We start from the raw sequence: 15996 nt of genomic DNA on the forward strand, positions 1-15996 counted from the left end.
TCCTCGGTTGGCGAATTAGCTCAGTTGGTTAGAGCGACGGAATCATAATCCGCAGGTCCGGGGTTCGAGTCCCTGATTCGCCACCACAGAACAAAAAAGCAACGCCTAGCGTTGCCAAAAAAACCCAGCAAAAGCCCAGTGCCTGCTGGGTTTTTTGCTGTGTGTCAAATTCTGTGTTGTGCTATCACCAATCCCTGAACTTTCCTCATCATCCTCTCTTTGTCTATTGATATTAGACATTACCTCGTTGGCCAGTCTGCGACAGGGGTGAAGGATTTTTTCGTTTGCTCTTCACTGTGGTTTAAAAAATTGATAAGGTGAGTGATTTTTTAAACCAAGCAATCAAGCAATAAGGGGGCATCATGATTGCAGATCGTATTCGTCAAGCACGACTGGCGGCAGGTCTAACATTGGGTGCTTTGGGCGAAAAAATCGGTGTGTCGCATACGGCTATCCAGAAGTACGAAAAGGGTCTGCTTACGCCATCCTCGTCTCAGTTGCTTAAGCTGGCACGTGCCTGCGGCATTCGCACCGAGTATTTTTTCCGCACGCACACAGTAGAACTGCTCCAAACTGAGTTCCGCAAGCTCTCCTCCTTTGGCAAGACGGCACAGGAAGCGCTCAAACTTAAGGTGGTGGAGTTGGTGGAAAAGCGTGTCGAGTTGCTAGGTGCCTTTCCCGAATCGCCCCTGCTGGCGTTCGCACCGCCCGAGGGCTTGCCTGAGTACATCGAGTCGCTTGATGAGATCGAGGCTTTCTCGGATCAGGTGCGCAATGCCTGGCAACTGGGCATGAACCCTATCGCTGACCTTACCGGCACCCTCGAAGCGGTTGGTTTGCTGGTCATCGTGGTGGACGAGGACAACCCCAAGTTTTCTGGATTGACCGCCAAAGCGCGCACCGACGATGGTCGAGAGTATCCCGTCGTGGCCGTGTCCAAACTCTGGCCTGGGGATCGGCAGCGTTTCACCCTGGCCCACGAGTTGGGACATTTGCTGCTTGAGGGGCGACTTGCTGACGGGCTTGATGAAGAAAATGCGTGTGACCGATTCGCTGGTGCTTTCTTGGCCCCGCGTGTGGCGGTGATTCACCTGCTGGGGCAACAGCGTCACGCGCTAGAATGGCAAGAACTCTACGCGCTTAAGCACGAGTTCGGATTATCAATGGCAGGGTGGCTACAACGGGCTAAGCAGTGTGGCGTGATCACTGATGCGTGTTACCTGTCGATGGTCAAACAGTTTTCTTTCAGGGGCTGGCGCAAGAACGAGCCGGGAGATTCACTGCCGCAGGAGCATCCACGACTTTTCGATCAGTTGGTCTACCGCGCCTTGGCCGAGCAGTACATCTCTGAAGGCAAGGCTGCAGAACTCTTGGGCATCCCGATGATGCGCTTCCACAAAGAACGCCAGTTGGAGTCGTCGGATGCGGTTGCTTATTAGTGATGCCAACATCTTGATCGACATGGAGGCCGGGGCGTTGATGGAAATGCTGTTCCAGCTTCCGATGCAGTTCGGCATCCCTGATCTGCTGTACTACGAAGAAATTGAACCCGGCAGTCCTGGGCTTGAAGAGATGGGCTTGCAGGTCATGGAGGTCAGTGGCGAGTTCGTGAAATACGCTGCCCTGCTGCCCAGTCAGTACAACCCAACCCTGCCTGCCAAGAACGGCGCCAAGCCCAGTCATAACGATTACCTGGCGCTGGCACTGGCGAAACAAGAGTCCTGTACCTTGCTGACGGGCGATGCCAATTTGCGAATTGTGGCCAACAAGGAGTCGGTCACGGTCATGGGCACCATCGGTCTGCTGTGCGCTATGGTCGAAAACCAGTTGCTGACAGTGGACGATGCGCTCAACGCCTTGCACAAAATGAAAGAGGGCAAGCGGCGTTTGCCCTGGCTTCAGGCAGAAAAGAGGCTTGAGGCGTTGCTCTGATGAGATTGCAACGACCGCCATTGCTGCTTGACGCCTCGCTGTCCGACAACATTCCTCTGATACAATCCGCCGTGGTATAGACCATCGAAACTGGTCTTGTTAATTGATATCTTCTCAAGGATTTTGAGCATGAGTTTGAAATGCGGCATTGTGGGTTTGCCTAATGTGGGTAAATCAACGCTATTTAACGCCCTCACAAAAGCCGGCATCGAAGCGGCAAACTATCCGTTTTGTACCATTGAACCGAATGTTGGCATTGTTGAAGTGCCCGATCCTCGCATGGCTGAGCTGGCCGCGATTGTCAAACCACAAAAATTACAACCTGCGATTGTTGAGTTTGTCGATATCGCTGGTTTGGTTGCTGGCGCTTCGCGTGGTGAAGGCTTAGGTAACCAGTTTTTGGCCAATATCCGCGAAACTGATGCCATTGTGAATGTTGTGCGCTGTTTTGATGATGATAATGTGGTGCATGTGGCCGGCAAGGTTGACCCGATTGCTGATATTGAAACCATCGGCACTGAGCTGGCGCTGGCGGATTTAGCCACAGTGGAAAAAGCGATTATTCGCGATGGTAAAAAAGCCAAATCGGGCGATAAAGAAGCGATCCGACTGATTGCCATTTTAGAAAAAGTCCGCGCTCATCTCGACCAAGGTTTGCCTGTGCGGAGTTTGTCGTTAGAAGCAGAAGAAATTGAGTTGTTAAAACCATGCTGCTTGTTAACGATCAAACCCGCAATGTATGTGGCGAACGTGTCAGAAGATGGTTTTAGCGATAACCCCCACCTCGACCGTTTGAAAGTGTTGGCGGCAAAAGAAGGCGCGCCAGTGGTGGCCTTGTGTGCGGCGATGGAGTCGGAAATTGCCGATTTAGATGACGCAGATAAAGCGGAATTTTTGGCGGAAATGGGTTTGGAAGAGCCCGGCTTAAATCGTCTGATTCGTGCTGGTTATGATTTATTAGGTCTGCAAACTTATTTCACTGCCGGTGTTAAAGAAGTGCGTGCTTGGACCATCCACAAAGGCGATACCGCGCCTCAAGCCGCCGGTGTGATTCACACCGATTTTGAGCGTGGTTTTATCCGCGCCCAAGTCATCAGCTACCCCGACTTTATTCAGTTTGGCGGCGAAGCCAAGGCCAAAGAAGCCGGCAAAATGCGCGTCGAAGGCAAAGAATACGTTGTGCAAGATGGCGATGTGATGCACTTCTTGTTTAATGTTTAACTGCCAAAACGCCTAAAAATTTTAATCACCGCAGCAATTGCGGTGATTATTTTTTTGCACCTAAATATGTTTTCAGGTTTTTTTGTTAACTAAAAAATCTATTGGTATTGCTTCTTGTCTTTTCTTAAAATATTGTGTTCCCAAAGAGGAAAATTTAGGCAAAATGAGCATTTTGCCACTAAAAAACGACAAAACCTAAAGAGAGGATGACCATTGGCAACACCACAAATTTTGACACCATATCAGAGTCAGTACATCGCTTGGCTTCTTACCCACCGTGTTGCTGGAGATAGTGTAGAGTCACTGGCATCAACTCTAGTCGATTCACAAGTTGACCTGAACCCTCATCAAGTTGAAGCCGCTTTGTTTGCCTGCGCTAATCCACTTTCGCGAGGTGTTATTCTCGCTGATGAGGTTGGCCTTGGTAAAACCATTGAAGCGGGTTTAGTGATTGCTCAGCGTTGGGCTGAGCGTCGTCGCCGTATTCTTGTTATTGTTCCAGCTAATTTACGCAAACAGTGGCACCAAGAACTGCAAGACAAGTTCCACTTGCAGGGGGTATTGCTAGAAACAAAAAGCTACAACGCTCTTCGTAAGGGCGGCCAGAAAAATCCATTTAAAGAAGCTTCTGGCCCTGTTATCTGTTCTTATCAGTTTGCCAAAACCAAGGCTGCCAATATCAAAGTTGTTGATTGGGACTTGGTTGTGCTCGACGAAGCACACCGCCTACGCAATGTCTACAAGACCAGCAATGTGATTGCCAAAACATTGAAAGAAGCCTTGGCACATGTGGATTCCAAGGTGTTGTTGACTGCTACGCCATTGCAGAATTCTTTGCTTGAGCTCTATGGCTTGGTTGGCATGATTGATGACCGAATCTTCGCTGATATTGACAGTTTTCGTGCTCAGTTCACAGCGCAATCTAAGGGAACGATAAACGAAGCCCTCCGCGCCCGCCTTGCTCCAGTATGCAAACGCACATTGCGCCGTCAGGTTCAGCAATATGTACCTTATACCGCGCGGAGAGCGATTGTTGAAGAATTTACCCCCTCACCTGATGAGCAAGAACTGTCAAATTTGATTGCGGAGTACCTGAGGCGGCCTAATCTCCATGCCTTGCCTGATGGTCAGCGGCAATTGATTTCATTAGTTTTATGGAAACTACTCGCTTCGTCTTCCCATGCCATTGCTGGCGCACTGGAGACCATGATAAAGCGCCTTGAAGGTAAACTTGATGAGTCTTCTGATGGTTCCGATGTGGGCGATACTCTTGACGATGACTACGAATCGTTCGACGAAACTGCCGAGGAGTGGGGCACGGAGGAAATCTCTGCTATCGATGAGACCTCAGATTTCGACGCTTTGAAACAAGAAATTAAAGAGTTGCGTCATTTCAAGAAGCTGGCGATCAATCTCCGCGAAAATGCCAAAGGAACGGCACTTTTGACAGCACTGGATAAAGCTTTTGCTGAACTTGATCAGTTGGGTGCGCCGAAGAAAGCAATCATTTTTACCGAATCTAAACGCACCCAAGAATACTTGCTCAACTTGCTGGCAGACACACCTTATGCGGGCCCTTCTGGTAGCGGTATTGTTTTATTTAACGGTACTAATAGTGATGCTCGCGCTCAAGCCGTTTACAAAAGTTGGCTGAAGCGTCATGCAGGTTCCGACCGCATTACTGGTTCTAAAACTGCTGATACACGGGCTGCCTTAGTCGAACATTTCAAAGATCATGGAACAATCATGATCGCTACTGAAGCTGGTGCTGAAGGTATTAACTTACAATTCTGTTCACTGGTGATTAACTACGATTTGCCTTGGAATCCACAGCGCATTGAACAACGTATTGGCCGTTGTCATCGTTACGGACAGAAATTTGACGTCGTGGTAGTCAACTTCGTGGATCGTAGCAACGAAGCTGATGCGCGTGTTTATGAACTACTTGCTGAGAAATTCCAACTGTTTGAAGGTGTATTTGGTGCCAGCGATGAGGTGCTTGGTGCTATCGGTTCTGGTGTGGACTTTGAACGTCGTATTGTCGAGATTTACCAAAAATGTCGGAATCACGAAGAGATTCAAGCCAGTTTTGAGCAATTGCAGCGTGATCTTTCTAGTGAAATTAACGAAGCAATGGTGAAAACACGGCAAATTTTGCTCGAAAATTTTGATGAAGAAGTACAAGAGAAACTGCGTATTCAGGCACAAGCAAGCCGTGAGGTTTGTAGCAAATATGAACGTATGTTGTTGGAGTTAACACATACTGAGTTGGGCGATTGTGCTGTGTTTAACTACGAAGATTTTACCCTTAAAACCCTACCTGATGCCTCTCTTTGTCATGAAGTGGAGTTAGGTCGCTATCAGCTACCACGTCGAAGTGGTGATTCTCATGTTTATCGGCTTAGCCATCCACTTGCCGAATGGGTGATTGAGAAAGCAAAGAGTCGATGCCTCGATCATGTAAAACTGGTGTTCGACTATGAAGCCTATGGCAATCAAATCAGTACGCTTAAGGCGTATCGCGGTCAAAACGGTTGGCTCACGTTAAAGTTACTGACGGTTGTTGCCTTAGAAAAGTTGGAACAGCACTTGATTGTTGCTGCGATAACAGCCGATGGCGTACCTCTGGAAGAGGACGATCCAGAAAAATTGTTGCGTTTTCCTGCAACTATGGAACCCGTTACATTGGCGAAAATTGATTGTCCTGTGCTTGAGCAAGATGTCGAGTCACGTAAAACAACCATGCTACGTGAAATCAACCAACGCAACTTGGGCTATTTCGAGCAGGAAGTTCAGAAGCTGGACGATTGGGCTGATGATCTGAAGCTGGGTTTGGAGCAAGAAATCAAGGATATCGACGCCCAAATCAAGGACGTCCGACGTACTGCGGCGACTGCTGCGACATTGGACGAAAAGCTGTCTTGGCAGAAACAGCAACGAGAGCTTGAAGCTAAGCGCACGAAGCTACGGCGCGAGCTTTTCAACCGTCAAGATGCGATTGAGTCTGAGCGTAATGAGCTGATCAACCAGTTGGAAGACAAGTTGCAGCAGGAGGTGAAAGAGGAAACTTTGTTCACTGTTGAGTGGGAGTTGATCTGATGGCGATGGTACTCATGCTGCACAAAAGTTAAGGTGGTAAGACCATGAGCAAACAAAAACTCGAACTGACTTGGATTGGCAAGGAAAAGCGGCCCAAGCTGGAGCCGCGCATTTTACTCGAGGATCCGGAGAAATCGTATCACGCTAAGCATCGCGTGACCGAAAGCGACATCTTCGATAACCGATTGATTTTCGGGGATAACCTGCTGGCGTTGAAAGCATTGGAGCAGGAGTTTTCGGGGAAGGTTAAGTGTGTTTTTATCGACCCACCGTATAACACCGGCAGCGCGTTTACGCATTACGACGATGGGCTGGAGCATTCAATCTGGCTCGGTTTGATGCGCGACCGGCTGGAAATCATCCGCCGTTTGTTGTCCGACGATGGTTCGTTGTGGATCACCATTGATGACAACGAGTGCCATTATTTGAAGGTGTTGTGTGATGAGGTGTTTGGGCGGGGGAATTTTGTTACCAACCTCGCTTGGCACAAGCGTGTTTCGCCGGCGAATGATGCAAAGTTTTTCAGCGCGGATTTTGATCATATTCTAGTTTACGCGCGACAGAAAGACGTGTGGCGCCCGAACAGGCTTGCCAAGAATGAATCCCAGCTTGCGAACTACAAGAACCCAGACAACGATTCACGTGGCCCTTGGAACTCATCGGCGTATACGTGTGCAAAAACCGCTGATGAGCGTCCAAACTTATACTATCCAATCATCAACCCAAACACTGGCGCAGAAATTTTTCCAAGCAGAACGCGAGTTTGGGCATACGACCAGAATACCCATCAGAAAAACGTAGAAAATAATCTGATTTACTGGGGAAAAGACGGAACAGGTACGATGCCTCGAATTAAGAAATTTCTTTCTGGTTCAAAGCCTGTGGTTCCACGCAGTATTTGGAGTTACGACGAGGCTGGACACAATCAAGAGTCGAGGCTGGAGATTGACCAACTCTTCCCTAGTGACCCGTTTACGACGCCAAAACCCGAGCGATTACTAAAACGGGTCCTTGAAATTGCTACTAACCCCAACGACCTCGTCCTAGATTCCTTCGCCGGCTCCGGCACGACCGGCGCAGTCGCCCACAAAATGGGTCGCCGCTGGATCATGGTGGAGCTGGGCGAGCACTGCCATACCCACATCATCCCGCGCCTAAAAAAAGTCATCGACGGCGAAGACCAAGGCGGCATTTCCAAAGCCGTGAATTGGCAAGGCGGCGGCGGTTTTCGTTATTACAAACTCGCGCCTAGTTTGATTGTCAACGACCGTTGGGGCAATCCGATCATCAACCCCGACTACAACGCCGCGATGTTGGCCGAAGCATTGGCCAAACTCGAAGGGTTCAACTATGCCCCTTCCGAAGTGCAATGGTGGCAGCACGGACATTCTAGCGAACGCGATTTTATCTACGTCACCACGCAAAACCTGTCTGCCGACCAGTTGCAAGCACTCTCGGACGAAGTGGGCAGCGAACAGAGTTTGCTGGTTTGCTGCGCAGCCTTTCACGGCGTGACGGCAGCCAATGCCTCCGAACGCTGGCCGAACCTGACACTAAAGAAAATTCCCAAAATGGTCCTGTCCCGCTGCGAGTGGGGTCACGACGACTACAGCCTGAACGTGGCGAATTTGCCGATGGCACAGGAAAACAAAACCAATGCAGCGGTTGAGCCTGCCGCAACAAAGAAAACCAAAAACAAGAAAGTTTCACCTGTAGCGGAAGGGCAAGGCGGATTGTTTGGGGAGGATGTTGAATGAGCGTCGCCCTTTCTCCTGAATCTGCTTTTGATTCGCAACCGTTACCCGAACAATGGATTGTCTCGGTCACGCTGGAAAACATGCACTTGCGGCGCAACGAGCCATTGCGTGTGTCTTTTAACCCTGCTTACAACGCCATTATTGGCGGACGGGGCAGCGGTAAATCGACTGTGTTGGAATGTTTGCGCTTGGGTTTGGCAAGAGATGGCGAGCTGAAAAAACTCGGTGAAGAATCCGAAATTTGGAAAAATTTTGAGGGTTTTACACGAGAATACACGCACCGCGACAAACCCGGCGTGATGCTGCCTAAGAGCAAAATCACCGTTGAAGTGGTCAAGGGACGCGAGGCTTCAAGCCAGCGGTTTCTGTTTGTTTGGAACAAACAGGATAATGGCCGCTTTGCCACGCGGGTGATGCGCTGGGACGAAGGTAACTGGCAAGAAACAGGGCTTGACGAACAACAAGCCCGCGAACTTTTTCCCGTCAAAATTTTCAGTCAAAAGCAAATATTGACGCTGGCAAACCATCCACAAACGCTGTTGGAGCACATCGACAATTCGATTCTCAACCAGAAAAAAGCATGGCAAGAGCAGTTTGCGGCCCAAAAAGCAGCATTGCTTGCTGCTCGTCTGCGTGTTCGCACCCTGAAAAAACAGCTAGAGAAAAAACCGGCATTAGAGCTTGAATACAAAGAAGCCAGCCGGAAAGCGCGGGTTTTTGCCAATGCCAATTTTGGCCCTTTGTTGAAGGCGCATCAGCGGGCTACACAGCAATTACGCGCTTTGGATGATTTTTATCAATTATTAGCCAGTGACATCGCGGGATTGCAAACCGGCATTGACCAAGCGGCCAATTTGCCGAGCACTGAATTGTCGCAATTTCTAGCGGAAACTCCGGCGGAAATAGCCGCTCGCGATCAAGCGATGGCGATTAAAAACCAACTTATTCAGCAATATCAACAGATTGTTTCTGTGGTTTCGACCATGCAGGAACAGCTTGATGCAGCAAAAACAGCGTGGATGAATGGCGACTGGCATCAAGAGAATCAAGCACATATTCAGGCGTATCAAAACGAGGCTGCACGCTTAAAGGGTGAGGGAATCAGCAGTGCCCAAGATGCGGCCATGGCCGTTGCCACCGAAGAAAGATTACGCAAGCAATTAGACCAGCTCAAAAAATTTGAGCTTGAGCTTGAGCAGGCAGAAAGTGCGGTAGAGCTTGCCGCACAGGAATTGACCCAATGCCGTGAAAATTTGACCAAAGAGCGCAAAGCCTTCATTGAGCAGTTACTGGGGAAAAATGACATGCTCAAGGTCAGTTTGCACAGTATGGCAAGTGTGCGAGATGGCGTGGATGAGTTAAGGCAAATATTAAAACTGCCTGACAGCGCAAAGTTTGAGGATATCTGGCTAGAAGATGAAGCGGTAAAAAGCAGTGGTTTCTTATCAGACCTGATTGATTCGAACATCGCCAGTTCTATTGGAGAGCGGCTTCAAAGCATGAAGCAGGATCTTGAAGAGAAAAATAAAAAAATTCTAAACACAACGCTGCACGGTGCTCTCGTAAAGCGTTTGGAGGCAATCAAAGACGAGGCTTTTGATGAGCTGGCTTGTTGGTTTCCTGAAGACGAAGTCAGATTGGAATACCGCCCCAAAAAAGGGAGCGCCTACAAAAGCATTAACTTGGCTTCTGCTGGGCAAAAAACGGCAGCCATGTTGTCATTTTTGCTGCTTCATGGCGACGAACCACTGTTACTTGATCAACCAGAAGATGATCTGGATAACGCGCTTGTTTCGGAGTTGGTTGTTGAACAATTGCGCAAGAATAAAGTTCGCAGACAACTGGTGGTGGTGACACACAATGCAAACATTGTGGTAAACGCCGATGCCGAATGGGTGATGGCGATGGATTTCAATGGCCAAATTGATTTGGCGTCTGCCGGTGGTTTACAGGAAACCAACATAAGAAAAGATATTTGCCGCGTGATGGAAGGGGGCGAAGAAGCTTTCCGCCAGCGTTACAAGCGAATTTTAGAAGATTTAGAGGCCAAGCCATGATGACTGTTGACGAATGGCTGACCCGTATTCGTTTGGGGGAAGACACAACGCTTGAACTCAAACGGGTGGTCATGCGCAGCGGAACGAAAGTCGAAGGCCCACATCCTGATAGCCTAGCGGATGAGCTGGCCGCGATGGGCAATGCCCAAGGTGGTATGTTGATTCTGGGCGTGGATGACAAAACCAAGCAGGTGTTGGGGATTGCCTATTCTGCTTTGGATACTGTTGAAACATGGCTTGCTGATATTTGTCAGACGCGAATTCAGCCCGCATTGGATATTGTTACACAGCATATCGAGTTACCCGATGAAACGGGGCAATTGCAGCCGGTTATTGTGGTCACAGTGCCGCGTAGTTTGATGGTGCATAAAAGTCCTAATGGTTATTTCAAGCGAGTGGCCCACGCAAAACGTGAGATGGCCCCTGATGTTCTGGCCCGTTTGTTTCAACAGCGTAGCCAGTCACGTTTGATTCGCTTTGATGAGCAGGCGGTGTTTGGAACATCCATTGATCAGGCCGATCCTCTGTTGATTCGCCCATTTCTACGTGAGGGTGAGGGAGCCGAGGATCTTCAATTACAGCGCTTGCATTTGACTGCCAATGAGAATGGCGTTCAGCGTTTGAGTTTGGCTGGCGTGTTGCTATGCACAGTCAAACCAGTTCGCTGGTTGCCATCCGCGTATATTCAGGCGGTGGCTTATAGCGGGGTCAGCAATGATCCGAACGAACAACTGGATGCAAAAGACTTTGATGGTCCGCTGAACAGTCAAATTTGGGACGCTTTCAATTTTGTGAAAGCCAATATGAAAGTGCCGGCACGCAAAGAGTTGGGGCGGGTCGATTGTCCGCAATACAGCTTGCGTGCAGTGTTTGAAGCATTGGTGAATGCAGTGGCACACCGAGATTACTCTGTGTCAGGTAGTCGAATTCGTTTGCATTTATTTCGAGATCGGCTTGAGCTGTATTCCCCGGGTGGATTGTTAAATTCAATGACGGTAGAGGCGATGCAAGTCATGTCCATGCCCCGCAATGAAGTGATTTCCAGCTTGTTTGCGCGTTATTTCCCTGTTCAGGTCGATGGATTGGGGCGTCAGTATTTGATGGACCGTCGAGGATCTGGTGTTGATGTGATCATGGCGGAGAGTGCACGTTTATCCGGTAAAAAACCACTTTATGAAAATATTGCTGATATGGAATTACGTCTGACCATTTATGCGGCAGAAATGCCATCGACGGAGGTGACGGTATGAGCCATCGCGTTCTTCATCATGTGACCGGCCGACTGTCGTTGCGTCCACCACAGGCGGAATCCCTCTCTAGGCTTGTACGCGCCGTTCAAGCTGCACCAGAGCTGTTTAGCCACGAGCGGGATGTTTCGGCTATTTTGTCCACACTAAAGGCTGAGTTTTCAACACTACAGGATTTTGAACGCGATTTTCCCTCGCTGTGCTTCTCGTTGGCCACTGGCGTGGGTAAAACGCGGTTAATGGGTGCATTCATCGCCTATCTGCATTTGGCCCACGGGATCAACAACTTCTTTGTGCTGGCGCCTAACCTGACGATCTACAACAAGCTGATTTCCGATTTCACCCCGAATACCCCCAAATATGTTTTTAAGGGCATCGGCGAACTGGCAATAAAACCTCCACGAATCATCACGGGCGATAACTACGACCAAGGCGGATTGGATCTGACTGCTGATATTTTTGGTGAAATCAGAGTCAACATTTTCAATATCTCCAAAATCAACTCTGAAGTACGAGGAGGCAAGGAACCTCGCATCAAGCGGATGAAAGAGGTGCTTGGCGACAGCTATTTCAATTATTTGGCCAATCTACCGGACCTTGTGTTGCTGATGGACGAGTCACATCGTTATCGGGCCAGTGCTGGTGTGCGTTCTATCAATGAACTGAAACCCTTGTTGGGACTTGAAGTCACTGCCACACCGTTTGTGGAATCGACTCGCGGCCTAGTGCCTTTCAAAAATGTGGTGATGGACTACCCGCTGGCGCGGGCAATGGAAGACGGTTTTGTCAAAGAACCTGCCGCAGTCACCCAACGCAACTTCGATGCCAAGGCTCACTCAGCCGAAGAAGTCGAAAAGATCAAGCTCGAGGATGGTGTTCGCCTGCATGAAATCACTAAGGTTGAGTTGCTAACCTATGCTCGAGAAAATGACGTGAAAGTGGTCAAGCCCTTCATGCTGGTCATCGCACGGGACACCACGCATGCCTCGCAGTTGAAGACGCTGATTGAGTCATCGGCCTTCTATGAAGGGCGCTATGCGGACAAGGTGATTCAGGTGGACTCCAGCCGCACCGGGGCTGAAGAGGAGGAGATGATCTCCAAGCTCCTGGCAGTGGAGAGCGTGGACGAACCCACTGAGATCGTCATCCACGTCAACATGCTTAAAGAGGGCTGGGACGTGACGAACCTCTACACCATCGTGCCCCTGCGTGCGGCCAACGCGCGCACGCTGATCGAGCAATCCATTGGTCGCGGCTTGCGCCTGCCCTATGGCAAGCGAACAGGGGTAGCAGCGGTGGATCGGCTGAACATCGTTGCCCACGACAAGTTTCAGGAAATCATTGACGAAGCCAATCGCGGTGATTCGCCGATTCGCCTGAAGCAGGTAATCTTGGAAGCGCCGAGTGCTGATGATAAGAAGGTGAGCGTGCAAGTGGGCTCAAACACAATGACGCGGTTAGGGCTGGCAGAAAAGCCTGACGTTCCCTCTACCGTGGGAGCAACGGCTAACGGTGTAACCAATCAATCTGCATCAGCACCGATACCACCTGCCCCAGTGTTTACAACTGAGGCTGAAAAACAGGCCGCGCGCGTGGTGATGGATGTGATTAGCCAGTATGAAACAAAGCATGATCTGGTGCCAACCAGCAGTGCACTGCTCACCCCGGAGGTGCAATCGGCCATCCTGGCTGAAGTGACTGAGCGACTGAAGCCTACCCAGGGGCAGTTGCTGGCTGAAGTGGACGATGCCGCACCGGCTCTTGATTTGTCGGCTGTTGTGTCCAAGACCACGGAGATCGTGGTTCAGCAAACCATCGACATCCCGCGTATTACCGTCGTGCCGACAGGCGAAGTGACCACTGGTTTTCACCCATTTACGCTAGATGTGAATCAGCTTCATCTCCAGCCCGGTGAGCGCGAGATCGTGATCCACAACCTGCACACCAATGAGCAGGACACCCTGGCATCCGAAATCGGCCTCAAGGAACAACGTCTGGAGGACTACATCGTTCACGCGTTGGTGGACTTCGATGACATTGATTACCTTACCCAAGCCAATCTGCTCTATGACTTGGCCGGCCAAATGGTTCGACACCTGCAAAGCTACCTGACGCCGGATCAGGTATTGAGTGTGTTGGATCGGGAACGGCGCTTGATTGCGCGCGAAATTCACGCGCAGATGATGGCGAATTTCTGGGTGGATGCCACCGACTACGAGGTGCTGGTCAGCCGAGGCTTCACGGAGCTCAAGCCTTGTAACTATACGGTAGTGGCTGGACAGACGGCACACCACTATCGTGAAACGGTGACCGAGCTGAGCAAGATCAAGCAGATGTTGTTCGGCGGCTTCTCGCGTTGTCTCTACCCCTTGCAAAAGTTTGATTCTGACACTGAGCGGCGCTTCGCGGTCATTCTGGAACGCGATGCCTTGAAGTGGTTCAAGCCCGCCAAAGGGCAGTTTCAGATTTACTACAAGCTGGGCAGCGAGCAGCCAGAGTATATTCCCGACTTTGTGGCCGAAACAGATTCCACGATCTTCATGGTGGAGACCAAGGCGCGTGCCGACATCAACGCTGAAGAGGTGAAGGCAAAAGCAGCGGCAGCGGCTCGTTGGTGCAAACACGCGTCTTGTCACGCAGTTTCGGTTGGCAGCAAACCATGGTGCTATTTGCTGGTGCCGCATAACCAAATCACTGAGTCGAAACGTCTGATTGACTTTAAGCGGTTTGAGTTCGGTGTTTGAGATCGTTCGGTAAGCTAAGCTGTATAAATGCCCCGATATCTTAAAACGCGTCGGAAACACAGACTAACCCGCTTGTTTAACGAAAAATAAAGGGCGGCCTCTCATGGCCGCCCCTACGGTGACGATACGCTGTGCAGGTGGTTCGGTGGCTTAGTCGTTAAACAAAGTCGCAATGCGGACTTGGTTACGGCCACCATGTTTGGCGCGATAGAGTGCGCGGTCGGCTTGGCGGATGATTTGGGTGGCATCGGTGGCGGCGGTGAGATCGGCAATGCCACAACTGAACGTCACATGAAACGCTTGTTGCTCTGCCGTCTGTTCCAACTGCGAAAAATCCTCACGCAGCGTATCCATCACCTTTGCTGCCTGTTCTGCATCAGCACCCGTCAGCAACACCCCAAACTCCTCGCCCCCAAAGCGACCACAGACATCGGTACAACGCAAGCGACGCTCTAAAAAACGGCTTAACAAGCGCAACACGCGGTCACCGGCAGGATGGCCATAGGTGTCATTCACATGCTTAAAGTGATCGATGTCGATCATCGCCAAGCTTAACGGCTGTTGTAGACGGCGGGCACGGGTGATTTCAATATTGATTTGCTCTTTAAAGCGCGTGTGATTGAGCAAGCCGGTGAGACCGTCACGCACAATATGTTGCCGAATGTGTTGGTGGCGCAAGGTGCGCGTGCGAACAGTGGAAATCAAAAAACTCGGGTCAACCGGTTTGCTGATGAAGTCATCACCCCCCAAACGCATGGCTTCTAGCTTAGCGGCAACATCGGTTTCTGCCGATAAATACACAATCGGTACACTGATAAATGCCTCTTGTTGCCGAATAATCTGTGCCAGTTCCGTGCCGCTGCAATAGGGCATATACATATCAATGAGCAGCAAATCGGGCTCGAATTCTTCTAAATTCTCCAATACCGTCATCGCATCTAATACTACCCGTACCTCAAACCCACCTTGCCGCAAAACCGAGGCATAAAAGCGGGCCATGTGTTCCTGATCTTCAACAATCATCACCCGTAACGGCGGTAAATCGGTTAAACGAGTCAGACGATCCACCGCATCAATCAACACCCCAACATCCACCGGCTTATTAAAAAAAGCACTGCCCCCTGCACGCAAAGCGGCAAGACGAGCATTGATATGGTTGTGGTTACACAGAAAAATAATCGGGGTTTCATCATCTGCCGCATGAGGCAGCCCAAGATTATTCAGATAGGCCTGATAGGAAATGGGTTCGCGGTCGTCGGTGTCGATCAGAATGGCGCGTGGCTTGTGGAAGATAAAATGTTCACAGTTATTCTGCTGTTGGCCGTGGGCAATACTCTCTACTTGGTAGCCGAGATAGCCAAATTGACTGCTTAAGTCGCGCCCACCGTGTGAGTTCTCTTCGATTAACAACAGAGCACGTTCAGGATTGCCATGCTCTGGTGTTAATAAAAAGGCGGTTGAGCGTTCATTGACTGGGCTGGGGGCGGGCTTGTGCACGGTGGCTTGTCGCAATACCTGTAGTGCATCAAAAGCAGGTTTCCATGCCGCTGATGTGTTTTGAACCAAACCTTGGTCTAACGCTAAACGCTCACACAAATATTGCTCAATCAAGCGTGCCCCACGCATCACCTCAGGAAAACCAAAGGTTTGCGCTGATGAAGCCAAAGAATGGGCCAGCTGTTTAGGAAGCTGTAGATCGTGGACTTGCCCACTGCGGCGAGCTTCTTCGAGCGTCACACCGAGGGCATCGATTTTGCTATTTAAATCTCGCACGTAGAGATTACGCAGTGCATGCAGCTTGACATCAAAGTTATCCGAATGGGAAGAGTCGCTCATGGGGAAGATTCCATGCGAAGAATAAAGGCCTGTTGCTGTTATCTGCGATTTTTTGATTTATGTCAAGTTTAATGGAAACGTCAAGAAACAACAAAAAAACGGT

At 50.0% G+C, this 15996-nt stretch carries 9 protein-coding genes and 1 tRNA gene; 9 read left to right on the forward strand and 1 reads right to left on the reverse strand.

The window, feature by feature from the left end:
- Positions 1–9 precede the first annotated feature (9 nt).
- From ACYVJG_RS00510 to ACYVJG_RS00550, 9 genes are all read left to right on the forward strand, one after another.
- A tRNA-Met gene (locus ACYVJG_RS00510) sits at positions 10–86 on the forward strand.
- Between the two features lie 276 nt (positions 87–362).
- The gene (locus ACYVJG_RS00515) at positions 363–1439 is read left to right on the forward strand and encodes a helix-turn-helix domain-containing protein (protein WP_460429298.1); all 1077 of its coding nucleotides are present in this window, start codon (positions 363–365) and stop codon (positions 1437–1439) included.
- On the forward strand, positions 1423–1932 hold the full coding sequence (locus ACYVJG_RS00520) for a PIN domain-containing protein (RefSeq protein ID WP_460429299.1): 510 nt from the start codon (positions 1423–1425) through the stop codon (positions 1930–1932). The genes ACYVJG_RS00515 and ACYVJG_RS00520 overlap by 17 nt, the downstream gene beginning before the upstream one ends.
- 129 nt (positions 1933–2061) lie before the next feature.
- Positions 2062–3153, forward strand: coding sequence for a redox-regulated ATPase YchF (gene ychF, locus ACYVJG_RS00525; RefSeq protein ID WP_460429300.1), 1092 nt, complete (start codon positions 2062–2064; stop codon positions 3151–3153).
- A gap of 213 nt (positions 3154–3366) precedes the next feature.
- Positions 3367–6252, forward strand: coding sequence for an SNF2-related protein (locus ACYVJG_RS00530; RefSeq protein WP_460429301.1), 2886 nt, complete (start codon positions 3367–3369; stop codon positions 6250–6252).
- Between the two features lie 44 nt (positions 6253–6296).
- Positions 6297–8009, forward strand: coding sequence for a site-specific DNA-methyltransferase (locus ACYVJG_RS00535; protein WP_460429302.1), 1713 nt, complete (start codon positions 6297–6299; stop codon positions 8007–8009).
- Entirely contained in the window at positions 8006–10066 is a 2061-nt protein-coding gene (locus ACYVJG_RS00540) for a TrlF family AAA-like ATPase (protein WP_460429303.1), read from the forward strand. The genes ACYVJG_RS00535 and ACYVJG_RS00540 overlap by 4 nt, the downstream gene beginning before the upstream one ends.
- On the forward strand, positions 10063–11316 hold the full coding sequence (locus ACYVJG_RS00545; RefSeq protein ID WP_460429304.1) for an ATP-binding protein: 1254 nt from the start codon (positions 10063–10065) through the stop codon (positions 11314–11316). Before ACYVJG_RS00540 ends, ACYVJG_RS00545 begins: the two co-directional genes overlap by 4 nt.
- Positions 11313–14057, forward strand: a complete 2745-nt coding sequence (locus ACYVJG_RS00550; protein WP_460429305.1) for a DEAD/DEAH box helicase family protein — start codon at positions 11313–11315, stop codon at positions 14055–14057. Before ACYVJG_RS00545 ends, ACYVJG_RS00550 begins: the two co-directional genes overlap by 4 nt.
- Positions 14058–14207: 150 nt before the next feature.
- Here the strand turns inward: ACYVJG_RS00550 and ACYVJG_RS00555 are convergent, their stop codons facing one another.
- Complete coding sequence (locus ACYVJG_RS00555; RefSeq protein ID WP_460429306.1) at positions 14208–15893, reverse strand: diguanylate cyclase; 1686 nt, start codon at positions 15891–15893, stop codon at positions 14208–14210.
- Positions 15894–15996 lie beyond the last annotated feature (103 nt).

This window comes from Aquaspirillum soli (genome assembly GCF_054781915.1).

Bases quoted from the DNA above. Each gene is read 5' to 3' on its own strand.
- ACYVJG_RS00515 (WP_460429298.1), top strand. From the start codon at position 363: ATGATTGCAGATCGTATTCGTCAAGCACGACTGGCGGCAGGTCTAACA.
- ACYVJG_RS00520 (WP_460429299.1), top strand. From the start codon at position 1,423: ATGCGGTTGCTTATTAGTGATGCCAACATCTTGATCGACATGGAGGCC.
- ychF (WP_460429300.1), top strand. From the start codon at position 2,062: ATGAGTTTGAAATGCGGCATTGTGGGTTTGCCTAATGTGGGTAAATCA.
- ACYVJG_RS00535 (WP_460429302.1), top strand. From the start codon at position 6,297: ATGAGCAAACAAAAACTCGAACTGACTTGGATTGGCAAGGAAAAGCGG.
- ACYVJG_RS00540 (WP_460429303.1), top strand. From the start codon at position 8,006: ATGAGCGTCGCCCTTTCTCCTGAATCTGCTTTTGATTCGCAACCGTTA.
- ACYVJG_RS00545 (WP_460429304.1), top strand. From the start codon at position 10,063: ATGATGACTGTTGACGAATGGCTGACCCGTATTCGTTTGGGGGAAGAC.
- ACYVJG_RS00550 (WP_460429305.1), top strand. From the start codon at position 11,313: ATGAGCCATCGCGTTCTTCATCATGTGACCGGCCGACTGTCGTTGCGT.
- ACYVJG_RS00555 (WP_460429306.1), bottom strand. From the start codon at position 15,893: ATGAGCGACTCTTCCCATTCGGATAACTTTGATGTCAAGCTGCATGCA.